Here is a 24,721-nt window from a genome sequence, read left to right as displayed (position 1 = left end):
CCCAAGTCCGCAAGATTTGTCAAATCGACCTGTGCTTTGGTGCAACCACCGAAGCGAAGGGACGCCGCATCAATGCCCAGCACGAGCAAGCTGATCGACTACCAGGACCGCCTCGACCGGGTGACCGCCTACATCCACGACCATTTGGACGAGGCGCTCGACCTCCGGAAGCTGGCCGAGGTCGCCTGCCTGTCGCCCTATCACTGGCACCGGATCTACCTGGCGGTCCACGGCGAAACCGCCGCAGCGACCGTCAAGCGGCTGCGTCTGCAGCGGGCCGCCGGCCAGCTGGCCAACACCTCGATGCCGGTGCGGGAGATCGCCGAAGCCTCCGGCTACAAGAGCCTGCAGTCCTTCGCCCGGGCCTTTCGCTCCGTCTTCGGCCTGCCGCCCGCGCAGTACCGCAAGCGCGGCAGCCACACCCAGTTTCGGCCCCAAACGAAGGTAGGATCCGCCACGATGTACGACGTCACCCTCAAGACCTTTCCGCAGGCCACCGCCATCACGATCCCGCACCGCGGTTCCTATACGAAGATCGGCAAGGCCTTCGAGACCCTCTTCGGCTGGCTTGCGACCCGGGGTCTTCTTGGACCGGACATCCGCTCAGTCGGCATCTACTACGACGACCCCGACGCGGTGCCCGAGGCGGAGCTGCGCGCGCGGGCCGGCATCATCACCGAGGCCGATTTCCCAATAGAGGCCCCGCTGGAACGGACCGTGATCGCCGGCGGCGCCTATGCGGTCCTGCGCCACAAGGGGCCCTATGCCGACTTGCCGGCGGCCTATGGCTGGCTCTTCGGCGAGTGGCTGGTCGCCTCCGGTCGTGAGCCGGCCGATGCGCCCTGCTTCGAGGAGTACCTCAATAACCCCCGCGATACGCCGCCGACCGAACTGCTGACCGATATCTGCCTGCCTTTGGCCGCCGGGTGACCTCCCGCTGCCGGGCGTTTCCCCTTGACAGGGCGCGGGGCGCCGCGGATCTTCCGCACGACCCCGCGGCCCGATCCGGAAGGAAGGCAGAAGTCTTGGCGAAGAAGCGTTACGACTGCGAGAAGTGCCCCAGCTACTGCTGCTCCTATCCCAGAATTCAGCTCGAGAACGGGGATCTCGAGCGTCTCGCCCGCCACTTCGGAATGACCAGGAAGGACGCCAAGAAGCGGTTCACCGAGAAGGACGGCAGCGAAGAAGGGAACGGCAAGAGCCCCCGTATCCTGCGCCATAAGGAGGATGAGATCTTCGGCACGATCTGCACCTTCTTCGACCATGGCGCCCGGCGCTGCGGAATCTACGAGGCCCGTCCCCAGACCTGCCGCGACTATCCGGGACGCAAGCGCTGCGGCTACTACGAGTTCCTGAGCTTCGAGCGCGACGCACAGCAGGATCCCGACTACATCGCCGTGACGGGCAACTGAGGCGCCGACGGCGGCAAGTGGCGAGGCCGCGTGTTCTGCAGCCTTCGGGTCGCGTTGCGCGGAGGCGCCGACGGCGAGGCCCGGGTTCGAGCGAAACTTGTGCTGAACGAGACTGCCCCGGAGTCGTGATGACAAGGCCAATTCCGGTTGTCCTCTTGGCGCTCTTCTCCGTCGGGTGTTCTTCGCCGGAACCCGTGCTTTACCCCAACGCTCACCTGGAACGCGTCGGCAAGGCGACGGCGGAACGCGACATCGACGAATGTCGGGCCCGGGCCGAAGCCTATGGCGCCTCGGCTAGGGACGGCGCCGCCGGCAAGGTGGCCGGGAGCACGGCGATCGGCGGCGGCGGCGGTGCGGCCGTGGGCGCGGCGGGCGGCGCGGTTCTCGGCCGGGCCGGGCGGGGTGCGGCCGTGGGTGCGGCCACCGGCGCGACCGGCGGGTTCCTGCGGGGTCTTTTCAGGTCTCGGGAGCCGAGCCAGATCCACAAGCGCTTCGTCGACACGTGCCTCCGGGACCTCGGCTACGAGCCGATCGGCTGGGATTGAGCGCCTAAACCAGTTTCTCGAAGTTGAAGAAGGCCTTGCGCCAGCGGACCACTTCGATTCCGGCGAAGAGTCCGGCCTTGGTGAAGGGATCGTTGTGAATAAAGGCTTCGGCCTCGGCGCGATCCTCGGTGTCGACCAGGATCACTCCGCCGTAGCCGCCCTCGCCCTCGTCATCGATCTTCGCGCCGGCAGCCAGCAGCTTGTCCTTGTTGGCTTCCAGATAGGCCAGGTGCTCCACGCGCGTCTGGTTGCGCAGACCAAGGCTGTTCGGCTTGTCGACGGTGATGATCACATAGGGCATGACCGAGGGCTCCAAAGCGTGTTTCGCGGTTCTGAGATCAAGGCTGCAGCCGGGGAGATCCGGAGCGCGCAATAGCATAGGCGGGAATGCACCGAGGGTCACGCCGCCCGGCGGAGATGTCGCGACTGCCAGAACAGCGTCTCGCCCCGAAGCGTCGGGAACGGGGAACCGGGCGCTGTCTCGCGCTGGGGTCGGGCAATTGAAAGGACGGGATCACCCACGATCGGGTCGCAGCAGGGGAAGGGATCGCGAAGCCAAGGCACTGCCGCACGGGGCGCCGCCGAAACGCGACTCCCTGCCGCTGTCTCATTCCATCAGGCGCCGAGGCACGACGACGACCGAGCCGCGGAACGAGCTTCCTAGGACTTGAGGCTCACGGCCTCAACAATAAAGCGACCGCGGCCGCGACGGACGGCATAGGCACCGCCGCGCGGAATACGGATCTTGTCCATCAAAGGACTGAGCGCGTTCTCGATCAGCTCAATGTTGGGATCGGAGGTGTCTTCGCCACCGGACTGATCCGCATACCACTTGGTGAAGGCTTCGTTCGCGAGCTCTTCACCGATGGACTTTCTCAGGGCGTTGAGCTTGCGCAGTTCGCCCTTGGTCAATGCAGCCTCGTCTATCTTAGTTTTCTTTTTTGGCATTCTTTACTCCTTGGCCTGCGAACAATCTCAGAGTTAACCAGTCAAGTCGCAAGGGAATCAATACCTAGATTCGCATCGAATTGATAGCGACCGAAGCGGATATGCGATCCGTAGGATCTCCATAATAGGGTGGGCTTCGATCCGGGGCCTTGGGAGTCCACGGCCTTGCTTCCGCACCGTGTGGCGCTAGATCCCGAGGTAGGCTTCCTTGACCCGGTCGTTGTCGAGCAGGGCCCGGCCGCTGTCGCAAAGTACGATCCTGCCGGTCTCGATGACGTAGCCGCGGTCGGCGATCTTGAGCGCAGCGAAGGCGTTCTGCTCGACCAGGAAGACGGTTACGCCCCTGGACTTCAAGGCCAGGACCGCCTCCAGAATTTGGTCGACCAGCAAGGGAGCAAGCCCCATGCTCGGCTCGTCGAGCAGCAGCAGCTCCGGATTGGCCATCAGGGCCCGGCAGAGCGCCAGCATCTGCTGCTGGCCGCCCGACAGCGTGCCGGCGGCCTGGCCGCGCTTCTCCTTCAGCACTGGGAACATCGCGTACATGCGCTCCAGGTCGGCGGCGATGTCGGGACCACGGCGCTTTGCGGTGCCGAGCTTGAGATTGTCCTCGACCGAGATCGGGCCCCAGACCTGCCGGCCCTCGGGGACCTGACAGATCCCCTGCCCGACCCGCGCCGCCGGGCTGGCCCGGGTTATGTCGCGATCGCGGAACGTGACGCGGCCGCCGCTCGCCGGCTGCACGCCCGAGAGCGTGCGCAGCAGGGTGGTCTTGCCGGCACCGTTGCCGCCGACCAGGGCGACCAGCTCGCCCTGGGCGATCTCCAGGTCGATGCCCTTGAGCGCTTGGATGCGGCCGTAGTGGCTGGTCAGACCCTCAACCCTGAGCACGATCGAACTCCTCCTGGCCCTGGGCGCCGAGGTAGGCCGCAATCACCTCCGGATTGGCGCGGACCTCGGCGGCCGTCCCTTCGGCCAGCTTGCGGCCGTAGTCCAGCACCAGGATGTGGTTGGAGATGTTCATCACCAGGTGCATGTCGTGCTCGACCAGGACCACGGTCACGCCCTGCTCGGCGATCTTCTGGATCAGGTCGTCGATCTCGCGGGTTTCGGCCGGGTTGCAGCCGGCGGCCGGCTCGTCGAGCAGCAGCATCTTGGGCTCGGCGGCGAGGGCCCGGGCGATCTCGAGGCGCTTCAGGGCGCCGTAGGGCATGGAGCCGGCCGCCTCGCCGGCGTAGGCGGAGAGGCCGACGAAGTCCAGCAGCTCCCGGGACCGCGCGCGGCAGGCGGCCTCGCTGCGCCGCTGCGCGGGCAGGCGCAGGACGTGCGCGATCGGGTTCTTCGGCTCGCGCAGGTGCCGACCGACCATAACGTTCTCCAGGGCGGTCATGCGAAAGAAGATCTGCAGGTTCTGAAAGGTCCGCGACATGCCCTTGGCCGCCAGCCGGTGCGGCGGCTGTCCGGTGACGTCCTCCTCCTCGAAGCGGATGCGGCCGGCGCTCGGCCGGTAGAGGCCGGTGATCAAGTTGAAGAGGGTCGTCTTGCCGGCGCCGTTGGGGCCGATGATCGAATGGATCGTCGCCGCCCGAATGTCGAAGGACAGGTCCTCGATCGCGTGCACACCGCCGAAGGCGATCGAGAGGTTCTCGACCTGGAGATGGCTCACGCCCGGCCTCCCTGTCCCGCGCCGCGCAGCACGACCGCGGCCAGGCTCGGCAGGATGCCGCGGCGCAGGAAGATCATGCAGACCATGATCACCAGGCCGAGCAGGGCGTGCTCGTACTCCTGGAACACGGTCAGGAACTGCGGCAGCGCGGTCAGCAGCGCGGCCCCGATAATGCCGCCGAAGGTCGAGGCCATGCCGCCGAGCACGACCATGGAGACCAACTCGATGGAGTGCAGGAAGCCGGCACCGTCCGGGGTCACGAAGCCGGTGTAGAAGGCGCTGATCGAGCCGGCGATGCAGGCGTAGATCGCCGAGACCACGAAGGCGAAGAGCTTGTAGCTGGCGACGTCGATCCCGGCGACCTGGGCCGCCACCTCGCTGTCGTGGAGTGCCCTGAGCGCCCGGCCCGAGGGGCTGTCGATCAGGTTGAGCGCGAACCAGACGCCGAGCAGGAGCGCCGCGCCGGTGATCCAGTACCAGGTCTGGGCGCCCGAGACCCGGAACCCGAAAAGCATCAGTCGCGCCACCGGCATGCCGTCCGGGCCGCCGGTCCACTGCGATTCGTTGGTCACCACCATGAAGATCAGGATGCCCATGCCCAGGGTCGCGACCGCCAGGTAGTGCCCCTTGAGGCGCAGGATCGGCCGGCCGACAACGAAGGCCAGCAGGGCGACGAAGGCGATCCCGATCAGGAAGGCCAGCCAGGAGGGAATGCCCAGCTCCGCCGGCAGCACGGCGACCGCATAGGCGCCAATGCCGAAGAAGCCGGCGTGTCCCAGGCTGATCTGCCCGGCATAGCCGATCAGCAGGTTGAGGCCGACCACCGCGATGGCGTTGATCCCGATCAGGATCGCCACGTCGTAGTAGAAGCGGTTCGGCAGGACCAGCGGCAGCAGCGCGATGATCAGCGCCAGCAACAGCAGCCCGCCCCGCCGCGGATCCTTGAGCCAGGCGGGCATCGCTAGACCCGCTCTGTCCCCGCCTTGCCGAAGAGGCCGCGGGGCAGGAAGAAGAGGACGGCGAGGATGATCACGAAGGCGACGGCGTCCTTGTACTCGGAACTGAGGTAGCCGGCGCCCAGGGCCTCGGCGAGGCCGACCAGCAGGCCGCCGACCACGGCGCCGATGGGGTTGCCCATGCCGCCCAGCATCGCGGCCGCGAAGCCCTTGAGCGCCAGCATGGTGCCGACGTCGTAGCTGGTGAGCGTGATCGGCGTGACCAGGATCCCGGCCACCGCGCCGATGGCCGCCGAGAGCCCGAAGCTGATCAGGAGCACGAAGCGGACGTTGACCCCGACCAGCTGCGCCGCCAGGCGGTTGTGCGAGGTCGCCAGGATCGACTTGCCGAAGAGCGTCCGGTTGAAGAAGAGGTAGAGCAGCACGACGATCACCGCCGCCCCGCCCAGGACCCAGAGGCTCTGCGGGGTCAGGCTGGCCCCCAGGACCGCGATGGGATCGTCGCCCGAGAAAGACGGCAGGCGGTGGAACTGCTTGTCGAAGATCACCTGGGCGATGCCGCGCAGGAAGATCGAGGCGCCGATGGTGATGATGATCAGGGTGACCACCGAGGCGTCCCGGGCCGGCTCGATCACCAGCTTGTTGAGCGCGACCCCGGTCAGCGCCGCGATCACGATCGCCAGCAGCGCCGCCAGGGGCAGCGGCAGCCCGAAGGCCGAGAGGAATACCGTCGACATCCCGCCGAGCATGACGAACTCGCCCTGGGCGAAGTTCACCACGTCCGAGGCGTTGTAGATGATGGTGAAGCCCAGCGCGACCATGGCGTAAACCGCGCCGACGGTGATTCCGGAAAAGGCGAACTGCAGGAACTCGGACATCGATCGGGGATCTGCCTGAGGGTTGGGAAGCCGCCCTGCTCCCCCTCACTCTGTCATTGCCGGGCTTGACCCGGCAATCCATCGTGCCGCTGCGCCATGGATGCCCGGGTCAAGCCCGGGCATGACAGCTGAGAAGGTGACGGGAAGGCGGAAAAGGCCGGCATCTCCGAGACAGGATGCCGGCCCGTGCCGTCCGCGTCCGCTATTCCACCAGGGTCCAGTCGCCGTTGCGGATTTCCAGCATGCGGAAGGCGCTGAGGTCGAGCCCCAGGTGGTCGCTCTCCGACATATTGACCAGCCCGGCCGTGCCCATGAAGCCCTTGGTCTTGCGCAGCTCGTCGCGCACAGCCTTGCCGTCGGTGGAACCGGCGCGCTTCATCGCCTCGACCAGCAGGAAGAGCCCGTCGTAGGCGTGGCCGCCGAAGGTCGAGACCGGCTGGTTCCACCTTTCCTCGAAGGCCTTCTTGTAGCCGGCCACCACCGGCTTCTGCGGGTCGCTGTCCGGCAGCTTCTCCGCGACCAGAAGCGCCGCGGCCGGCAGGCGCACGCCCTCGGCCGCCTTGCCGGCCAGCTCGATGTAGGACTTCGAAGCGACACCGTGGCTCTGGTACAGCGGCACGGAGATGCCGAGCTGGGCGTAGTTGCGGGTCACGATCGCCGGGCCCTGGCCGAAGCCGGGGTTGACCACGGCCTGCAGGCCGGCCGCGTTCTTGATGTTGGTCAGCTGCGGCGTCATGTCGCTGTCCTTGGGGCCGTAGGTCTCGTCGGCGACCACCTCGATGCCGTAGCTGCCCGCCACGTCCAGGCACTGGCCGCGCATCGACTTGCCGAAGCCGCCGGTGCCCGAGATCATGCCGATCTTGCTGATCCCCCGGGCCTTCATGTCCTCGAAGATCTTCTCGCAGGCCATGCGGTCGGTGTGCGGGGTCTTGAACACAAAGTCCTTCACCGGCTCGATGATGACCACGGCGCCGCCCAGCGAGATGAAGGGGATCTCGGCCTCCTCGAAGAGCGGAACCATGGCCATGGTCGCCCCGGTGGTGGAGCCGCCGACCATGGCGACGACCTTGTCCTCCTCGATCAGGCGGGTCGCGAAGGTCCGGGACTTCTTGGCGTCGCCGCCGTCGTCGTAGATCACCAGCTCCAGCTTCTCGCCGAGCACGCCACCCTCGGCGTTGATCTTCTCGACGTACATCTTCAGCGTCTTCTCCTCGGGGTCGCCGAGGAAGGACGCCGGGCCGGTCACCGCCAGCACCGAGCCGATCTTGATCTCGGCCCAGGCCGCGCCCGGGCCGGCCATCGCCGTGGCGACCACCGCCGCCGCGGCGAGCGTCCCCGTCAAGTTGCGCTTCTTCAACATTCGCTCCCTCCTTGTCTGACCTTTCGCGGTCATGCCTGCCGCGTTCGCCTCGTCCGGCCCGGCGCTGCTGCCGGACCCCTTCAAGACCCCTCGCCCAGCTTGGTCTCGATCAAGGGCAAGAGATCGCCCGCGTCGAAGCGCGGACGGTCGGCCTCCGGCGCCTCGAGCGGCTGCACTTCTTTCAAACCGGTCAAGCAGCGCCGGGCAATCTCCTGATATTCCTTGGTTCCCCGCGCCTTCCACCCGATCTCCTCGTCGCTCAATTCGCGGACCACCTTGGCCGGCACCCCGGCGACCAGATGGCGCGGTGGCACCTCGAAGCCGGCCTTCACGAAGGCCAGGGCGCCGACGAAGCTGTCCTCGCCGATCACCGCGCCGTCCATCACCACCGCGTTCATCCCGACCATGGCGTTGCGCTTGACCGTGCAGCCGTGCAGCACGGCGCCGTGGGCGACGTGGCCGTCGGCCTCGATCACGCTATCGCGGCCGGGAAAGCAATGCACGATGCAGTTGTCCTGCAGGTTGCTGCCGTCGCCCATGACCAGGCGGCCGATGTCGCCGCGCAGCACCGCGCCCGGCCCGACATAACAGCCGCGCCCGACGATCACGTCGCCGATCAGCACCGCCGTCGGATGGACGAAGCTGCTGGGATCGATGACCGGGGTCAGTCCGTCGAGGGCATAGACGCGGGCCACGGAACCGCGTCCCGGTCAGGCGGCGTGGGGCCGGCGCTGCGCCACCACCCGGAAGCGGTTGGCGACGAAGGCAGCGTCGGTCAGGCAGGCGTTGCCCGCCGGGTTGGCGCCGCTGACGTGGTAGTCGCTGAAGGCCGCCGACTGGTTGACGAAGATGCCGCCGGTCAGGTTGCAGGACAGCGACACCCCGGCGTTGCCGAAGGCCTCCGCGGCCTTGTCGAGGACGGCGTCGTCGGCCGAATAGGCCGCGGCAGTGATGGCCCCCTTCTCCGCCGCCAGGCCCGCAGCTTCGGCGATGGACTGATTCGTATCCTTTGTGGCGATGACGAAGGCGACCGGGCCGAAGCACTCCTGGGTGAAGGCGCCGCCCCGCCCCGCCTCGGCCTTGATTAGGGCCGGGCTCTGGGTCCGCGCCTCGGCGAAGCCGGGGACTTCGCTCGCCTGCGGTGCCCGGAGCAGCGCCGCTCCGGCCTCGGCCGCGAGCTTCTGCACCCGCTCCAGGGTCGCCGGGTTCTGGACCGCGCCCAGCACGCCGGCCGCCCGCTCCGGGTCGCCCAGCAGCTTGTCGACCGCGGTAGCCAGGCCCTGGGCGACCTCGTCGAAGGACTTGTGGCCGTCCTCGGTCTCGATCCCGCCTTCGGGCACGTAGAGGTTCTGCGGAGCCGTGCACATCTGGCCGGAATAGAGGCTGAGCGAGAAGGCCAGGTTCTGGCAGAGGCCCTTGAAGTTGTCGGTGGAATCGATGACCACCGAGTTGACCCCGGCCTGCTCGGCATAGACCTGGGCGCCGGCGGCGTTGGCCTTGACCCAGTCGCCGAAGGCCGGGCTGCCGGTGAAGTCGACGATCGCGACCGCCGAATGGGTCACCAGGTCCTTGGTCACCGGCGCCTCGGCGCTGTCCGCGGCCAGAAGGACGGCGTCGGGATCGAAGCCAGCCTCTTCAAGCACTTCGCGGGCGATCTTCACGGTTATGGCCAGGGGCAGAATGGCGCCGGGGTGCGGCTTGACGATGACCGTGTTGCCGGTCGCCAGGCTGGCGAAGAGCCCGGGGTAGCCGTTCCAGGTCGGGAAGGTCGAGCAGCCGATCACCAGACCGATGCCGCGCGGCAGGATCCGGTAGCTCTTGTCCAGGCGCAGCGGGTCGTGCTTGCCCTGGGGCTTCTCCCAGAGCACGGCCCGCGGCACCCGCGCCATCTCCTGGTAGGCGTAGGCCACCGCCTCGAGCCCGCGATCCTGGGCATGCGGACCGCCGGCCTGGAAGGCCATGACGAAGGACTGCCCGGTGGTATGCATCACCGCATGGGCCATCTCGAAGCTGCGCCGGTTCACCCGCTGCAGGATCTCGAGGCAGACCCCGGCGCGGTCTTCGGGCGTCGCCGCGCCCCAGCCCGGCGCCGCCGCCCGCGACGCGGAGATGAGTTCTTCGACCGACGCCTTGGGATAGGTGATGCCGAGGTCGAAACCGTAGGGCGAGCGCTCGGCGCCGACCCGTGCCGCCGCGCCCGGCTGATCCAGCTCGAAGGGCTTTTCCAGAAGGGCCTTGAAGGCGGCCTCCCCGTCCTGCGGCGCGGTCTCGCCATAGACGCGCTTGCTGGGCGATTCGGGATAGGCGCTCCAGTAGCCGCGCGTTGCAATGGCTTCGAGCGCCTGTTCCAGAAGCTCGCGGTGCGTATCGTAGAATGCGGTCATCAGTCTTCCTTTATGAGCATCGCGCGCCCAAGGAAACCCGCGAGGGCCGCGGCAGGGAAGTGTATTTGGCCGATTGACAGCTTCCCGCTGCCCGAGAATAATTAACCGACCGGTCGGTCATTTCAAGATCTTTGTCACGCAATCGCCCTGGCAAGACCGAGAAAGCGTGACGCGAGCGAGGTGAGGCGCGCGAAGGGACCTGCCCATGACGGACGAGACCAGCGAAAGCATCCTCAGCGAGATCGGCGACGGCGTTGCCGTCATCACCCTCAACCGCCCGGACAAGCTCAATGCCTTCAACGAGGATATGCACCTGGCCCTGCGTGCCGCGCTTGAACGGGCCGAGGCCGAGGAAAGCGTCCGCGCCCTGCTTCTGACCGGCGCCGGCCGCGGCTTTTGCGCCGGTCAGGACCTGGGCGACCGCAACGTCACCGGCGACGTCGAGCTGGACCTCGGCCACACCTTAGAGACCTTCTACAACCCCTTGATTCGCAAGCTCAGGGACTTGCCCTTGCCGGTGATCTGCGCGGTCAACGGGGTCGCCGCCGGCGCCGGCGCCAATATCGCCCTGGCCTGCGACATCGTCCTGGCGGCCAGGTCGGCGAAGTTCGTCCAGGCCTTCTGCCGCCTCGGCCTGGTCCCGGACAGCGGCGGCACCTACAGCCTCCCGCGCTTGGTCGGCGAGGCCCGGGCCAAGGGCCTGGCGCTGCTCGGCGAGACGCTGACCGCCGAGCAGGCCGCAGCCTGGGGCCTGGTCTGGCGCGCCGTCGACGACGAGGCCCTGATGGACGAGGCGCAGAAGCTGGCCCGCCACCTGGCGACCCAGCCGACCGCCGGCCTGGCCAAGATCAAGCAGGCGATCCAGGCCTCCCTCGACAACGATCTCGATGCCCAGCTCGACCTCGAGCGCGACCTGCAGCGCGAGGCCGGCCGCAGCGCCGACTACCGCGAGGGCGTCGCCGCCTTCATGGAGAAGCGCGCCCCGGTGTTCCAGGGACGATAGGGGGCATACAATGCGGATGTCCGGTTTCCCACGCTCGTCTGTCCCTTACTTCGCTGTAATGCCCGGACTTGATCCGGGCATCCATGGTGCCGCTAGCTCGATGGATCCCCGGGTCGCGCGAAGCGCCGCGCGTACGCGCCCCGGGGATGACAGAGGAGTGGATGTCGAGGGTCAGCGAACTCGGCAGGAACCCTCATGACCGTCCCCCCCGAGGAGCTCGCCCGGCGCTGCGCCGAGGCCATGTGGCGCGACGACCGGGCCTCCCAGGCGCTGGGCATGAGCCTCGACGCGGTCGGGCCCGGGACCGCGACCCTGTCGATGACCGTCACCGACAGCATGATCAACGGCCACGAGATTTGCCATGGCGGACTGATCTTCACCCTGGCCGATTCCGCTTTCGCCTTCGCCTGCAACGCCTACAACAGGGTGACCGTGGCCCAGCACTGCAGCGTCACCTTCCTGGCGCCCGCGAGGCTGGGCGACCGCCTGACCGCCCGCGCCGAGGAGCGCAGTCTCAACGGCCGCAGCGGCATCTACGACATCCGCGTCGACAACCAGGACGGCGTGCCGATCGCCGAGTTCCGCGGCCATTCGCGGACCATCAAGGGCCACCTGGTCCCGGAGCTGGCAGAGGAGGAAACGACCTGATGCGCGAGGCCTACATCTGCGCCGGCGTGCGCACGCCGATCGGCCGCTACGGCGGCGCCCTCTCCGCGGTGCGGCCGGACGACCTGGCCGGCCACGCCATCAAGTCGCTTATGGAGAAGGTCCCTCAGGTTGCCGGCGAGGCGGTCGACGACGTCCTGCTCGGCTGCGCCAATCAGGCCGGCGAGGACAACCGCAACGTCGCGCGCATGGCGGGACTCCTGGCCGGCCTGCCCGACAGCGTGGCGGGGGCGACCTTCAACCGGCTCTGCGGCTCCGGCCTCGATGCGGTCGGCAGCGCGGCCCGGGCGATCAAGTGCGGCGAGGCCGAGGTGATAGTGGCCGGCGGCGTCGAGTCCATGAGCCGCGCGCCCTTCGTCATGGGCAAGGCCGACCAGCCCTTCTCCCGCAAGGCCGAGATCTTCGACACCACCATCGGCTGGCGCTTCGTCAACAAGGCGATCAAGGCCCGGTACGGCATCGATTCCATGCCCGAGACCGCCGAGAACGTCGCCGAGGAGTTCCAGATCGGCCGCGAGGACCAGGACGCCTTCGCCCTGCGCTCCCAGGCGCGCGCTGCGGCGGCCCAGGAGAACGGCCGCCTGGCCCAGGAGATCGTGCCCGTCTCGATCCCGCAGCGCCGCGGCGATCCGATCCTGGTCGAGCGCGACGAGCATCCACGGGCGACCAGCCTGGAGAAGCTGGCGGCCCTCAAGGCGCCCTTCCGCGAGGGCGGCTGCGTCACCGCGGGCAACGCCTCGGGGGTCAACGACGGCGCCGCCGCGCTGCTGATCGCCTCGCCCGAGGCGGCCGAGAAACACGGCCTCGAGCCCATCGCCAAGGTGACCGCCATGGCCACCGCCGGCGTGCCGCCGCGGATCATGGGCATGGGCCCGGCGCCCGCGACCAAAAAGCTGCTGGAGCGGGTGGGGGTCAAGCTCCAGGAGATAGAGGTCATCGAACTCAACGAGGCCTTCGCCGCCCAGGCCCTCGGCGTGCTGCGTCAGCTCGGCCTGCCCGACGACGCCGAGCACGTGAACCCCAACGGCGGCGCCATCGCCCTCGGCCACCCACTGGGCATGAGCGGCGCCCGCCTGGCCCTGACCGCGGCCCTCGAGCTCAGGGAACGCGATGCCCGGCACGCCCTTTGCACCATGTGCATTGGCGTCGGCCAGGGCATCGCGCTCCTGCTGGAGCGGGCGTGAGGCAATGCGAGCCATCCGTCGTCGCACTGACGTCAACCACCGTCTCGCTGTCATCCCCGGGCTTGACCCGGGTATCCATCGAGACGCCTGCGCCATGGATCACCGGATCAAGTCCGGTGATGACAGGGTTGCGAAGGCCACCTGCGGGACATGAAGGCTGAAAAGGAGCCATCCAACTGGGACGGATTACGAGGGAGAGCGCCATGGAGGATCTGACGCCGCAACGGGCGGACCTGGAGCACATCGAGAAGGCCTCGCGGGACGAGATCGCCGCGCTGCAGCTGGAGCGCATGCAGGCCAGCCTGAGGCGCGCCTACGACCACGTGCCGCACTACAAGAAAGCGTTCGACGTCAAGGGGGTACACCCGGACGATCTGAAATCGCTCGAAGACTTGGCGGCCTTCCCCTTTACCACCAAGGACGACTTGCGCGTCAACTATCCCTTCGGCATGTTCGCGGTCCCGCGCGAGCAGGTGGTGCGCATCCACGCCTCCTCCGGCACCACGGGCAAGCCGACGGTGGTCGGCTACACTCGGAACGACGTCGAGGTCTGGGCCCAGGTGGTGGCGCGCTCGATCCGCGCCTCGGGCGGCCGGCGCGGCGACAAGGTCCACGTCGCCTACGGCTACGGCCTCTTCACCGGCGGTCTCGGCGCCCACTACGGCGCCGAGAAACTGGGCTGCACCGTGATCCCGGTTTCCGGCGGCATGACCGAGCGCCAGGTCCAGCTGATCCGGGACTTCGCGCCCGAGGTCATCATGGTGACCCCCTCCTACATGCTCTCGATCCTGGACGAGTTCCGGAACCAGGGCTTCGACCCCCGCGCCTCCTCCCTCAAGGTCGGGATCTTCGGTGCCGAGCCCTGGACCGAGTCGATGCGCCGCGAGATCGAGCAGACCTTCGACATGCACGCGGTCGACATCTACGGCCTCTCGGAGGTCATGGGCCCCGGAGTCGCCAACGAATGCGTCGAGACCAAGGACGGCCTGCACGTCTGGGAGGATCACTTCTATCCCGAGATCATCGATCCGGTGACCGGCGAGGTCCTGCCCGACGGCGAGATCGGCGAGCTGGTCTTTACATCGCTGACCAAGGAGGCCATGCCGGTGGTCCGCTACCGGACCCGCGACCTGACCCGCCTCCTGCCTGGCACGGCGCGGAGCCTGCGGCGCATGGAGAAGGTCACCGGCCGCAGCGACGACATGATGATCGTGCGCGGGGTCAACGTCTTCCCGACCCAGATCGAGGAGATGATCCTGAAGTGCGAGGGCCTGGCTCCGCACTACCAGATCGAGCTGCGCCGCGAGGGCCGCATGGACGAGATGATTATCCTGGTCGAGGCCCGCGCCGACCTGCCCGAAGGCGACGGCCGCGACGCCCAGGCCAAGGAGCTGGCCCAGCACATCAAAAGCCTGGTCGGCGTGACCGCCCGGATCAAGGTCACCGACCCGGGCCAGGTCGAACGCTCCGTCGGCAAGGCCCGCCGCGTCATCGACCTGAGGGGCCAGTCGTAGTGACACGAGAAGCTCAACTTTATGACACTACGCCGGTGTTCCCCCCTCACCCGGCCGCTACGCGGCCACCCTCTCCCCCGGGAGAGGGTTGGCGTCGACGCGGCTCCGCGCCTAACACCCTCTCCCCTGGAGGGAGAGGGTGGCAGGGGCGAAGCCCTCGCCGGGTGAGGGGGGAACACCGCCCTCGCCACCTTCGGCACTCCACTGCCGCTGAGGCACGCTAGCCCATGGCGCGGGTCCGCTCCGAAGCCTACGACGAGCGCCGGCAGGAAATCCTGGACCGGGCCGCCGGGCTCTTCGCCCGCCACGGCTTCGCCCGGACCTCGATCTCGACCCTGTCGCGCGAGTGCAACGCCTCCAAGGCCTGGATCTATCACTACTACGAGAGCAAGGAGGCGATCCTCTTCGACATCCTGCACGACCACATCCGCATGCTGCGCGACGCCGTGCAGGCCGCCGACCGGCCCGGCCCGGACCCCGAGGCCCGCCTCCGCGCCCTGGTCTTCGCCCTGCTCGAGGCCTATCGGGACTCCGACGCCAAGCACAAGGTCCTGCTCAGCGAGCTCGGCGTCCTGGCGCCCGCGCAGCAGGGTCGGATCCGTGCCCTGGAGCGCGAGATCGTCGCGGTCTTCGCCGCCGCGGTGGCTGCCCTCAATCCCGCACTCGGCAAGGAACCAAGCCTGATCAAGCCGGTGACCATGTCCCTGCTCGGCATGCTCAACTGGCACTTCACCTGGTTCCGCAAGGACGGCCCGCTCGGCCTCGAAGACTACGCCGACCTCGCCACCCGCCTCTTCATCAACGGGGTGAAGGGATTGGCATAGGGCAAGCTATTGCGGATCGCCAAACAGACTTAAGATGGCTGGTCTGAGATCGTAAGCACATGACAACTGGCGCCGCACTTGTGAAGGGGTGAAGTCGCCGGCATCGGCGGTGGACACTATGAAGCGACGGCTCGGGACCTATGGAAGCCTTCTCCTCGCGGCGCTCATATTGGCTGGTCCTCCTGAAGAACCAGTGGTTGCAGAGGAGGCCGGCGCTTCCGCGCCTCCGCCCAAGACAGCCAAGGAGCGCCAAGCGGGCAAGGCCTTTGACCCGCAGCGGGTGAACGACTGCAAGGTGCCGCTGGAACTGCGCGCTGACAAGACGCGCTCGGCCGACTGCGGAGAGAAGGCCAAGGCGGCGGAGAAACAGGGCGAAGCGGCCGCAGCCGAAGAGAGCTCCGATTGACCCGGACTCGCTCCGGGAAGCTCAGCATCCAGTCATGGCCCGTGGCGACCCATTCGGCGGGGATGGAATGGCCGTCGCGATGCGGTCGGAGCCGGAGTTGCCGGCCGCGGGCGTCGACGGGGCAAGGGTCGAGGCCGCGCAGGATCTCCAAGCCTTCCGGGATGGCCATGAAGTCGTAGACGCCGACCTCGGCGCCCGCCACTTCATCGACGGGGTCAAGGGCCTGGTATGAGGCGGTGACGGGCCGCGTCCGACATCAGCCCGGAAGGCGGCCTTGGACCCCGGACAACGGTCGGCGAACGAGACGAGACGCGTTTCAAGCCTCAATCGTCGTCATCGCCGTCGCCGTCATCGTCATCGTCATCGTCATCATCCTCGCCCCCAGGTCCGGCATCGCAAGCGCCCGGACCGAGGCTGCTCCGGACCGCCTCTGCCTGCTGGACCAGCGGAACCGGGTTTCCATCCTCCGGGCTCAGCTCGCCGTCCTCAACAAGGTCCTCGACGCGACCGACAAAGCGGTCGAGCAGCCGACAGCCCTTTTCGATCCGGTCCCGGGCAAAGGCGACCAGGAATAGATCCAGGATGCGCGTTAGTTTCTTGCCCTCCTCCTCGTCGAGTTCGCCGCCGTCCACCAAGGCGTCCAGATCGTTCTGCAGGGCTTCGACCAGCTGGACCGTCGTCGTAGCAGACACCGTTATCGGAATGATGGTCCCCGTGAATTGGCCGTCCTGGGTGAAGCTCAGGGTCGTTTCGAACAGAGTCGCGTCTCCCTGGCCTTGCCCATCCGGCTCATCGACGCCCAGGACGACAAAGCGCTCGACACCGGCGGGGTCAACTTCCATCGTGAAGTCCAAACGCTCATTCGCCGCGAGCGGCTCGGTGGGAAGCGAATTCCCGGCGTCGTCGAAGGGAACGACGTCGTAGCTTTCCCCGCCCTCCGGGGGCAGCGTGACCGAGGCGAAATTCGGATCGCCCTCGCCGACGGCGTACTCGTAGCCCACCGCAATCGGCGGTTTCGTATTGGCGGGCACCGCCGTGGTGAAGGAGTCCGTCGCCGTCACATCGAAGTCGAAGGAGAACCTGCCGCTCTCGTCTTCGTTCGGCAGGTAGAGCGGCTCGTTCGACGCCTCCAAAACCGGCGTGAAGTTGAAGAAGGAGAGCGAGCGGTTGACGGTGAATCCAGATGAGTCGAAGTCGGTCAAGAGCACCCTCACAGCGTACTTCCGGCCTTCCTCAAGTTGCCCTGGATCAAACTTGTAGCTGATGGTGCCCGCGGGCAGCGTCGCAAAAAGCTCGTCCTGGTTGGAGCCAAAAACGCTGAGACGCTCGTCGGTCACGTCGTCGAAAAGACCGATCTGCACGGCGTCGAAGGGCACTGTATTGCCTGTCGGGAGCTCCCACTCGAAGGTGGGCGTGAGAAAGTCGGGGATCATCCGAACTTCACGGACAAAGGGAAGAAAGTCGAGAATCCCGACGTTGTTGCTGCTCAAAGACCTCCGCTCACCCCCATTCCAAAGAACGACAGACCAGGGATCGGTCAGGCTGGGCTGCACGGCGACGCTGGCTGCAAACTCAAAACTCCGATCGGCTTCACGGACTTGAGACAATGGAATGATGACTCCGTCGTTTTCCGCGTAGGCAAAGGTGTTGTCGGAAGGAAAGAGGTTCGCCGACACACTGAGACGTTGGCCGGCCTGAAACCGAACACTGTTTTCCTCTCGGTTGTCCTGAAGCAAGAAGGCGTTACCATCGACACCGACGCCACCGGTCAAGTCTTCCTCGACCACGAATGTCTCGTAAGCGATTGAACGGTCGTAGGGCGCGAAACCTTCAATCAACACCTCGCTAACGAAGGCTCCGTTGTGCGTGATCACACCCGGCGCCACTGTTGCCGAAGTGGTCGTGAGTGACGAGTCATCGACGGCCTCGTCAAGGATCCGCACCGAATTGGAGTCATTGAGGCGCAGGCGGATCCGATCGATGTTGCCGTCATTGAGCAGGGGAAGATCTGCGGGAAGCGTCCAGGTCAAGGTCGGCTGCGAGCCTGATGTTGCCGTCAGGCCGCTCACACCTGGAATGCTCCCGGTTCCCGGTCCGATCCCAAATCGAGGCAGCAAGGCCGCCGCCGAGCCGACGTCGCTGCTCACCTCGACGACCCAAGTGCCTTCCGCCCTATCAGTCTTGTAGGGGACGAGCCGGAAGAACCTCACCGACCCGCCTCTGAGCATGGTGAAGCTCTCCCCCGTTTCGAGGTTCCTCACACTTGCGATAGCCCCGGCGGGCCGTTGGCCCGTATCACTGTCCCTGACATCGGCCCTGAGAACCAGCAGGTCGGGTCCTTGAGTGAAGTTCAAGGGGGGATTGACACGAAACTCCCGAAAAATCAGCCCGTTTTCAATGATAACATCAGCCAACGCATTCGCTGCCGGGACAATTGAAATCAAAGCTGCGGCATACGCTGCTGCAAAGCTTCGCAAGCAAGACCTTAGAGCAATCATAGTTCCTCTCCCGTTGCGGCAATCTGGCCCACGGGTTCATCGGCCGAGCAAATCGATCGGCACAGGTCGACAATGTTTGAGCGAGGTCGGCATCGCGCGCCGTCTCATCGAACCGGAGCCGACTGCCTGTCTATGTCCGCATTTTCTGAAGGCGCCCAGTCTGAACACTCGGCCGGTGCCTGCTTGACACCAACGCCAAGCTCAGCGGAGGAGGGCAAGCCTACGAACAATAGCGTATATCATTATACCTAAGAATGCAGCAGTCTTCCGAGGGCATCCAAAGCTGATCAAGCCGGCAGGTCGCCGTCCGGCTCGCGCGACGTTAAGCCGTCGATCCAGGCCGCCAGCGAGAGACCGCAGAGCATGGCCATTTCCCTTCCATGGCGCAAAAAACAGGAGCGGGCCAAAGGGTCGCGAAGGCCCGACGGCAGGCGGAACGGTTCGGCGCCGGCGATCGACAGCTGTACAATTGTCAAATCGTCTCTTTCCGACGAGACTTTGGTCCGGGATCGATTCTTGGAGAGTTGACAGTGGTGCGTCGGGCTCATCTGCCAAGGCGATGGCCTTGAGGGTCGCTGCAGTCTTACCCGCGGGCCTTCTCCTTCTCGCGGCCGCGGTGCTCCTCGTCGGATGCGGCTTCATCGAGCCCTTCGAAGAACCCAAGGTCGTCGCCGGCGGCCGCAAATCCGTGACCTTGCGGGCCGGCAGCCTGCGCGGCGCTGAGAGCTACGCTCGGCGGCATTGCGCCACCTATGGCCGGCGCGCCCAGTTGAACACCTACTCGGCCATGAAGCAGCGGGCGGTCACGCTCTATATCTACGACTGCGTCGTGAGCGACGACCGGGGATCCTGAGGACTCCCGGCGTCCGAAGGCCCGAGGGCGCTCGGCGTCTGGCCGTCGTCACTAACCACCCCAGCTGAATGACACGATGACGCCGCCGAAAAACTGGTTGTCCTCGCCTTCGTCGTCGACCACCGGACTGTCGGAGGCATCGCCGAGCATGCGCTTGTACTGACCGAGGATGTTGAGGCCCCAGCGCTCGGTTATCTCGTAGTTGAGCCCGACATTGAAGGCGACGTCCTTGAAGTCGGCGTCCGCGTCCTCGTTGTCCAGTCCGCTGCCCGCGGCTTCCGAGGCGTTGACGCTGAAGTAGTGGCTCATGTAGTTGCCGGAGGCGTAGGTTGCCTCGCCCCCGAGCGAGAGATTCCAGCTTTCGGACAGCGGTGCCCCGTAGGTGACGCTCGGCGTCAGCACCCAGCCTTCGTGGCCGCTCGAAACGTCGTGCAGGAACTCGAGGGAGAGGTCGATGGTCGGGTCCGGCAGGAAGAGCTGCGCAAGCTCGAAGACGAAGCCACCCTTCAGGCCGACCTCGAAAGAGCTCCCGCGGTCCGTGAGGTTGTCGACCCGCTTATTGCTGACGTCGTTGTAGCCCTGGCGGTAGTTCAGGCTCGGCCCGACCCGCCAGTTCGGGTGGTTGACGAGGTTGGACTCGACCTTGAGGCCGAGCAACTGGCCGAAGCGATAGCCCTTCTGCGCCCTGGCGAGCGGGATAGGGACGAAATCGTAGTCTTCGGAACCTTCGTAGTCCGGCGCGATGCCCGCCCCGAGCCCGAGCGTCCAGCCCCAGGCATTTGATACCGCGGCATCCCGCGCGACACTGCCGTCGCCGCCGCCCGGTGTTTGTGCCATCGCCTCTGCGCCAATTACCAAGGCCAGGAGCGCAACGGCAATCGCGATCGGACGTCTCCGGAGCATAGACTCCCCCCATAAACTAAGCGCAGCCTTTCTGTCCGGAGCGTTCCCATCCCTTATTTTAGGTATGGACGATATAGGGATGGAACAGCGAGGCCAAGAGAAACACTTCACCATGCGGCGAGGCGCAACCTTTCCGCTTGGCCAGGGGTCTTGGAACGCTGAATCCTGCCCCGCCCGACGTCAGAGCAGGTTCGTATCCGTAGTGAGGGGTCGGGGTCGGCGTCGCCTTACGGTTTCCTGGCGAGACTGCACTCGAACTGGCGGTAGAGCTCGTTGGCGCGGGTCAGGTGCCGGGTCATGGCCTCGGCCGCCGCGTCGGGATCGTGGGCGGCAATGGCATCGAAGATCGCCTGGTGCTCGGTCAGGGTGATCTGCTCGGCGCCCGGCAGGCGCACGAGTTCGACGTAGAACTCCTCCAGCCATTCGAAGACCGCTTGGCTGACCGCGGCGTAGATCGGGTTGCCGCTGATCGCGGCGATCTCGCGGTGGAAACGCTTGTCCATCTCGAGAAAGCGGTCCAGGTCCCGAAGGGCCTGCCGGTGGTCCTCGAGGCGACGGCGCAGGCGCGCGAGGTCGGCCTCTTCGGCCTTGACGGCCGCAATGCGCACCATGCCGACCTCGAAGAACAGCCGGGCTTCCTTGAGGTGGTCCAGGGTCTGGGGCGAGGTCAGCAGCATGTGCCGCGCGGTCGCCGCGATCTGTTCAATGACCGCTCCGGCGTCGGGCGCCGTGACCCGGGCCCGCTCGCCGTGGGAGACCGTGATGATGCCCATGCGGTCCAGGGTCTGCAGCGCCTCGCGGATCGCCGGCCGGCCGACGCCGAAAAGCTTCATCAGCTCGCGCTCCGAGGGCAGCTGATCGCCGGGCGCGAAGGCGCCGCCGGAGATCTGCGCCACCAGGCGATCGACGACCTCCTGGTAGAGCTTGCGGCGCGGGATCGGCGCGAAATCCGTCGTCGCGATGTCCACTGCCTTCTTCACGACCTTCTTCCTTTGGCCCTCACCTCGCCGGCCACCGTCGGCCGATTGACCCTGTTGGTATGATGAGTCAACGTGATGATGACTCGCACGTTGGTCAAAGCAAAATGATCGGCTCGCGCCGGGCGGCTTGCTGTCCGGGGTCAGGCGGGCCGCCTGAAAGCCCGGAAAACCGGGCCGCGCAACAGGGAGGAAGCCATGACAGGGACGAGGGCGCTGCTGTCGCTCGCCGCCGCGGCGGCGATCATCTTTTCCGCCGGCAGTTCGGCTTGGGCGCAATCCGCCGCCGAGCGCGCAGTCGAGGCCGCCAAGCAGTATTCCGGAGGCGAGATCTCCATCGTTTGGGAAGCCGGCCTGCAGTCGCTGGACCCGCTGAACTTCTCCGGCCCGAGGTGGGAGGAGCTGACCGGCATCAAGGTCAAGGTGATCGAGGTGCCGACCGCCGAGATGTTCACCAAGATCCTGCAGGAGCACCGGGCCGGCACCGGCGCCTACGACGCGCTCAACGTGATCCCGAGCTGGATGCCCGACCTGGTCAAGGCGGGTGCGCTGGAGGAGCTCGACCCCTATGTCGACAAGTACGGCTTCCGCGAGGAGCTGCAGAAGATCGCGCCGACCTACCGCGACAACCAGATGACCGTCGACGGCAAGATCTACGGCTTCCCGGACGACGGCGACCTCTTCGTCCTCTACTACCGCAAGGACCTCTTCGAGGACGCCGAGAACCAGGCCGCCTTCAAGGCGAAGTACGGCTACGACCTGGCCGCACCGGCGACCTGGCAGCAATACGCCGACATCGGCCAGTTCATCACCGACAAGTACGCGCCCGAGATCTACGGCGCCGGCCAGTTCCGGGGTCCCGCCTACGGCATCTGGCTCTTCGAGGAGCGCTACCGGGTCGAGGGCGGCCGCTTCTTCGATCCCGAGACCATGAAAGCCCAGATCAACAACGAGATCGGAGTCAAGGTCTACGAAGGCATGCGCAACGACAACAAATTCATGCCGCCGGGTGTCGAGTCCTGGGGCTTCGGCGAGGCGCTGAGCTCCTTTCTGGCCGGCGACATTGCCATGACCATCTCCTGGCCGCCCTTCGGCCGCTGGGCCGCCGGTTACGGCGTCGAGGAGGAGGCCCTGTCCTGGGTGCCCAAGTCGAAAATCGCCGACAAGGTCGGCTATGCGCTGCCGCCCGGCGGCACGCCGCAGCTCGCCGCCGGCTTCTCGCTCTCGGTCTCCTCGAAGAGCAAGAACAAGGAGGCCGCCTACCTCTTCATACAATGGCTCAACAGCGAAGAGGTCAGCCTTCAGCGGGTGCAACTGCCCTACGCCCTGCGCGATCCTTTCCGGGAGTCGCACTTCACGAACAAGGAGTACCTCTCGCGCTGGCAGGACGCGCCGGACTACCTCAAGACCCTGCGCGAAGGTGCCGACACCGGCCTTCTCGATCTCTCGATCCTGCAGATCGACAAGTACGAGGAGGCCCTGCGCCAGTCCATCACACGGCTCTGGGCCGGCGAGGATGCCAAGGCGATCCTCGACGACACCGCGGCACAGTGGGACAGCCTGACCGAGAAGATCGGGGTCGAAAAGCAGAAGGCGGCCTATGCCGACTGGGCCAGCAAGCCCAACGCCTATCCGAAGTGAGGCCTGAAGGCCGGAGGCGGCACTCGCGCCGCCTCCATCGCCCTGCGCGAGAGCTTGCTCAGATGACTCGGTTTGCAGGTCCCCACCCTTCGTCGCGGCTTGGCTCCGAAGCCCCCTCCCCCCTTGTGGGGGAGGGTTGGGGTGGGGGGGTAATGTCGGTAAAGGGCTCGACCCCGGTCATCCGTCTCGCGGCCTATCGGCCGCCACCCCCTCCTTTGTCCTCCCCCATCAAGGGGGAGGAAGAATACGGACAGCACCTACCGAGCGCTGAATTGGATCGTCGTAGGGTAAGCCCGTCCGGGAAAGCCCTTCGATGACCACCGCCGCGTCGGACCGAAGCCTCGGCGAACGGGTCAGCCTCTTCGCCGACCGGCGCTTCAAGTACCTGATCGTCGCGCCGGCAATACTGCTGCTGCTCTTCATCGGCATCTTTCCGCTGATCTACTCACTGGCGGTCAGCTTCCAGAACATCACCATGCTGGAGGAGGACACCTCCTTCCACGGCCTGATTCATTACAGCGCGCTCTTCAAGGACACGCGCCTTTGGGAGGCCCTGGGCCACACCCTGCTGATCACGGCCGTTGCCCTGCCGATCGAGCTGGTCTTCGGCCTGCTGATGGCCCTGCTGTTCCTCGACCGCCTGCCCGGCCGACAGGTCTTCGTCGCGCTCCTGGTGCTGCCGACCATGATCGCCCCGGTGGTCGCCGGCGCGACCTGGCGCCTGCTCTTCGACAACCGCTATGGGCCGATCAACCAGGTGCTCGGCTGGCTCGCCGGCGAGCCCATGCCGATCCTCTGGACCATCAAGGCCGAGTTCGTCTACCCGGCGATCTTCATCGCCGAGATCTGGCAATGGACCCCCTTCATGTTCCTGATCCTCCTGGCGGCGCTGTCCAACGTCGACAGGAGCCTGCTGGAGGCCGCCGAGATCGACGGCGCCTCCTTCGGCCGGACCTTCTTCAAGATCATCCTGCCGGCGATCTGGCCGGTCATGGCCATCGCGCTGCTGATCCGCGGCCTCGACCTCTTCCGGATCTTCGACGTGATCTGGGCCCTGACCCAGGGCGGCCCGGGCACCCGGACCGAGACCATCTCGATCTACACCTACGTCCAGGGCTTCCGGCAGTTCGAGACCAGCTACACCGGCGCCATCGCCTTCCTGGTGATCCTGCTGCTGACCCTCGCCGTGGTCCTCGCGCTCCGGCGCATGGAGATCGCCCGATGAGCGTCGCGACGCAGCGCAAGCCCGCGGTCGTTGTCGCGGCGCCGCGGATCCGGCTAGGCCGCAGGAAGGTGGGCCGCCTCGCCCTGCGCTACGCCGCCGTGCTGGCGCTGACCGCCCTCTTCCTCTTCCCGATCTACTGGCTGTTCATGATCTCCTTCAAGACTCCGGAGGAGATCTTCTCCTCGCCCCCGGTCTGGTATCCCGCGAGCATCCAGTTCGACAACTTCGCGGTGCTGTTCCGCGACGGCGATGCGGTCACGGTCTGGAACAGCCTTTTCGTCGCCGGGGTCAGCACCGCGCTCGCGATGTTCCTGGGCACGCTCTGCGCCTACAGCCTGGCGCGCTTCCGCACCGGCGGCGACAACCTGGCGGTCTGGATCATCTCCCAGCGCATGATCCCGCCGATCGCCATCGTCTTTCCGCTCTTCCTGCTCTACGTCTGGCTCGGCTGGGTCGACACCTACCACGGCCTGATCCTGCTCTACACCGCCTTCAACCTGCCCTACGTGATCTGGATGATGCGCGGCTACATCGAGGATATTCCGCGCGAGCTGGAGGAGAGCGCCCTGGTCGACGGCTGCACCCGCTGGCAGGTGCTGGTCCGGGTCATCTTCCCCATGGCCAGGACCGGGCTCTTCGCGACGGCGGTCTTCACCTTCGTCTTCGCCTGGAACGACTTCATCTTCGCCCTGGTCATGACCCGCAGCGAGGTGACGACCTATCCGGTTCAGGTCACCCACTACTTCGGCGCCCAGTCCAACTTCTGGGCCAAGATCGCGGCCATGAGCGTGCTCGGCGCGGCTCCGGTCTTCGTCGCCGTCGCCTTCCTGCAGCGCTACCTGGTGCGCGGCATCACCATGGGCGCAGTGAAGGGCTAAAGG

The 24,721-nt window shown here is 66.5% G+C and carries 27 protein-coding genes; 14 read left to right on the top strand and 13 right to left on the bottom strand.

The genetic code is table 11. The features are described 5' to 3' along the window. Positions 1-72: 72 nt before the first annotated feature. The 3 genes from QNJ30_18005 (at position 73) to QNJ30_17995 (ending at position 1,957) form a co-directional block, all read left to right on the top strand. Positions 73-930, top strand: a complete 858-nt coding sequence (locus tag QNJ30_18005) for an AraC family transcriptional regulator (GenBank protein ID MDJ0945367.1) — start codon at positions 73-75, stop codon at positions 928-930. A gap of 95 nt (positions 931-1,025) precedes the next feature. Next, positions 1,026-1,412 carry a YkgJ family cysteine cluster protein gene (locus QNJ30_18000; GenBank protein ID MDJ0945366.1) on the top strand — a complete coding sequence of 129 codons (387 nt, stop codon included), beginning with the start codon at positions 1,026-1,028 and terminating at the stop codon, positions 1,410-1,412. Positions 1,413-1,606: 194 nt separating this feature from the next. After that, entirely contained in the window at positions 1,607-1,957 is a 351-nt protein-coding gene (locus tag QNJ30_17995) for a glycine zipper family protein (protein ID MDJ0945365.1), read from the top strand. 4 nt (positions 1,958-1,961) lie between these two features. Here QNJ30_17995 and QNJ30_17990 read toward each other — a convergent pair whose 3' ends face one another. From QNJ30_17990 to paaN, 9 genes are all read right to left on the bottom strand, one after another. Continuing rightward, entirely contained in the window at positions 1,962-2,258 is a 297-nt protein-coding gene (locus tag QNJ30_17990; GenBank protein ID MDJ0945364.1) for a YciI family protein, read from the bottom strand. 359 nt (positions 2,259-2,617) lie between these two features. Beyond that, positions 2,618-2,905: a hypothetical protein gene (locus tag QNJ30_17985; protein ID MDJ0945363.1), complete on the bottom strand. Its 288-nt coding sequence runs from the start codon at positions 2,903-2,905 to the stop codon at positions 2,618-2,620. Positions 2,906-3,091: 186 nt separating this feature from the next. Next, positions 3,092-3,796 (bottom strand): ABC transporter ATP-binding protein, encoded by a 705-nt coding sequence (locus QNJ30_17980; GenBank protein ID MDJ0945362.1) that lies wholly within the window; start codon positions 3,794-3,796, stop codon positions 3,092-3,094. Then, on the bottom strand, positions 3,780-4,568 hold the full coding sequence (locus tag QNJ30_17975; GenBank protein MDJ0945361.1) for an ABC transporter ATP-binding protein: 789 nt from the start codon (positions 4,566-4,568) through the stop codon (positions 3,780-3,782). The genes QNJ30_17980 and QNJ30_17975 overlap by 17 nt, the downstream gene beginning before the upstream one ends. Further along, positions 4,565-5,527, bottom strand: coding sequence for a branched-chain amino acid ABC transporter permease (locus QNJ30_17970; protein ID MDJ0945360.1), 963 nt, complete (start codon positions 5,525-5,527; stop codon positions 4,565-4,567). Before QNJ30_17970 ends, QNJ30_17975 begins: the two co-directional genes overlap by 4 nt. Before the next feature lie 2 nt (positions 5,528-5,529). Next, entirely contained in the window at positions 5,530-6,402 is an 873-nt protein-coding gene (locus tag QNJ30_17965) for a branched-chain amino acid ABC transporter permease (protein ID MDJ0945359.1), read from the bottom strand. 202 nt (positions 6,403-6,604) lie between these two features. Next, entirely contained in the window at positions 6,605-7,762 is a 1,158-nt protein-coding gene (locus tag QNJ30_17960) for an ABC transporter substrate-binding protein (GenBank protein MDJ0945358.1), read from the bottom strand. An 80-nt stretch (positions 7,763-7,842) separates the two neighbouring features. Continuing rightward, positions 7,843-8,457, bottom strand: a complete 615-nt coding sequence (locus tag QNJ30_17955; protein MDJ0945357.1) for a phenylacetic acid degradation protein PaaY — start codon at positions 8,455-8,457, stop codon at positions 7,843-7,845. Between the two features lie 15 nt (positions 8,458-8,472). Further along, on the bottom strand, positions 8,473-10,146 hold the full coding sequence (paaN, locus tag QNJ30_17950) for a phenylacetic acid degradation protein PaaN (GenBank protein MDJ0945356.1): 1,674 nt from the start codon (positions 10,144-10,146) through the stop codon (positions 8,473-8,475). Between the two features lie 205 nt (positions 10,147-10,351). Here paaN and paaG point away from each other — a divergent pair, with 205 nt between their 5' ends. From paaG to QNJ30_17915, 7 genes are all read left to right on the top strand, one after another. After that, positions 10,352-11,149 carry a 2-(1,2-epoxy-1,2-dihydrophenyl)acetyl-CoA isomerase PaaG gene (gene paaG / locus QNJ30_17945; GenBank protein MDJ0945355.1) on the top strand — a complete coding sequence of 266 codons (798 nt, stop codon included), beginning with the start codon at positions 10,352-10,354 and terminating at the stop codon, positions 11,147-11,149. Between the two features lie 195 nt (positions 11,150-11,344). Next, positions 11,345-11,797 carry a hydroxyphenylacetyl-CoA thioesterase PaaI gene (paaI, locus tag QNJ30_17940; protein ID MDJ0945354.1) on the top strand — a complete coding sequence of 151 codons (453 nt, stop codon included), beginning with the start codon at positions 11,345-11,347 and terminating at the stop codon, positions 11,795-11,797. Further along, on the top strand, positions 11,797-12,999 hold the full coding sequence (pcaF, locus tag QNJ30_17935) for a 3-oxoadipyl-CoA thiolase (protein ID MDJ0945353.1): 1,203 nt from the start codon (positions 11,797-11,799) through the stop codon (positions 12,997-12,999). The genes paaI and pcaF overlap by 1 nt, the downstream gene beginning before the upstream one ends. A 203-nt stretch (positions 13,000-13,202) precedes the next feature. After that, positions 13,203-14,513: a phenylacetate--CoA ligase gene (paaF, locus tag QNJ30_17930; GenBank protein ID MDJ0945352.1), complete on the top strand. Its 1,311-nt coding sequence runs from the start codon at positions 13,203-13,205 to the stop codon at positions 14,511-14,513. Between the two features lie 227 nt (positions 14,514-14,740). Next, positions 14,741-15,337: a TetR/AcrR family transcriptional regulator gene (locus tag QNJ30_17925; GenBank protein MDJ0945351.1), complete on the top strand. Its 597-nt coding sequence runs from the start codon at positions 14,741-14,743 to the stop codon at positions 15,335-15,337. Positions 15,338-15,455: 118 nt separating this feature from the next. Beyond that, positions 15,456-15,743, top strand: a complete 288-nt coding sequence (locus QNJ30_17920; protein MDJ0945350.1) for a hypothetical protein — start codon at positions 15,456-15,458, stop codon at positions 15,741-15,743. 67 nt (positions 15,744-15,810) lie between these two features. Continuing rightward, positions 15,811-15,975, top strand: a complete 165-nt coding sequence (locus QNJ30_17915; protein ID MDJ0945349.1) for a hypothetical protein — start codon at positions 15,811-15,813, stop codon at positions 15,973-15,975. A gap of 91 nt (positions 15,976-16,066) precedes the next feature. Here QNJ30_17915 and QNJ30_17910 read toward each other — a convergent pair whose 3' ends face one another. Then, complete coding sequence (locus QNJ30_17910; protein ID MDJ0945348.1) at positions 16,067-18,220, bottom strand: hypothetical protein; 2,154 nt, start codon at positions 18,218-18,220, stop codon at positions 16,067-16,069. A gap of 308 nt (positions 18,221-18,528) precedes the next feature. Next, positions 18,529-18,789 carry a hypothetical protein gene (locus QNJ30_17905; GenBank protein ID MDJ0945347.1) on the bottom strand — a complete coding sequence of 87 codons (261 nt, stop codon included), beginning with the start codon at positions 18,787-18,789 and terminating at the stop codon, positions 18,529-18,531. Between the two features lie 68 nt (positions 18,790-18,857). On the opposite strand from QNJ30_17905, the gene QNJ30_17900 reads away from it, so the two are divergent. Further along, on the top strand, positions 18,858-19,094 hold the full coding sequence (locus QNJ30_17900) for a hypothetical protein (GenBank protein MDJ0945346.1): 237 nt from the start codon (positions 18,858-18,860) through the stop codon (positions 19,092-19,094). Between the two features lie 51 nt (positions 19,095-19,145). Here the strand turns inward: QNJ30_17900 and QNJ30_17895 are convergent, their stop codons facing one another. Both QNJ30_17895 and QNJ30_17890 read right to left on the bottom strand, forming a co-directional pair. Next, positions 19,146-19,931: a MipA/OmpV family protein gene (locus QNJ30_17895; protein ID MDJ0945345.1), complete on the bottom strand. Its 786-nt coding sequence runs from the start codon at positions 19,929-19,931 to the stop codon at positions 19,146-19,148. A 293-nt stretch (positions 19,932-20,224) separates the two neighbouring features. Then, entirely contained in the window at positions 20,225-20,977 is a 753-nt protein-coding gene (locus QNJ30_17890; GenBank protein MDJ0945344.1) for a transcriptional regulator NanR, read from the bottom strand. A gap of 195 nt (positions 20,978-21,172) precedes the next feature. Between QNJ30_17890 and QNJ30_17885 the strand changes: the two genes are divergently transcribed. The 3 genes from QNJ30_17885 (at position 21,173) to QNJ30_17875 (ending at position 24,718) form a co-directional block, all read left to right on the top strand. Continuing rightward, positions 21,173-22,615 carry a sugar ABC transporter substrate-binding protein gene (locus tag QNJ30_17885; GenBank protein ID MDJ0945343.1) on the top strand — a complete coding sequence of 481 codons (1,443 nt, stop codon included), beginning with the start codon at positions 21,173-21,175 and terminating at the stop codon, positions 22,613-22,615. Positions 22,616-22,928: 313 nt separating this feature from the next. Continuing rightward, positions 22,929-23,840, top strand: a complete 912-nt coding sequence (locus QNJ30_17880) for a sugar ABC transporter permease (GenBank protein MDJ0945342.1) — start codon at positions 22,929-22,931, stop codon at positions 23,838-23,840. After that, positions 23,837-24,718, top strand: coding sequence for a carbohydrate ABC transporter permease (locus QNJ30_17875; GenBank protein MDJ0945341.1), 882 nt, complete (start codon positions 23,837-23,839; stop codon positions 24,716-24,718). Before QNJ30_17880 ends, QNJ30_17875 begins: the two co-directional genes overlap by 4 nt. The last annotated feature ends 3 nt before the right edge of the window (positions 24,719-24,721 follow it).

This window comes from Kiloniellales bacterium, from assembly GCA_030066685.1.
Taxonomy (GTDB): Bacteria; Pseudomonadota; Alphaproteobacteria; order Kiloniellales; family JAKSBE01; genus JAKSBE01.
This window is presented reverse-complemented; position numbering and strand designations above follow the sequence as displayed.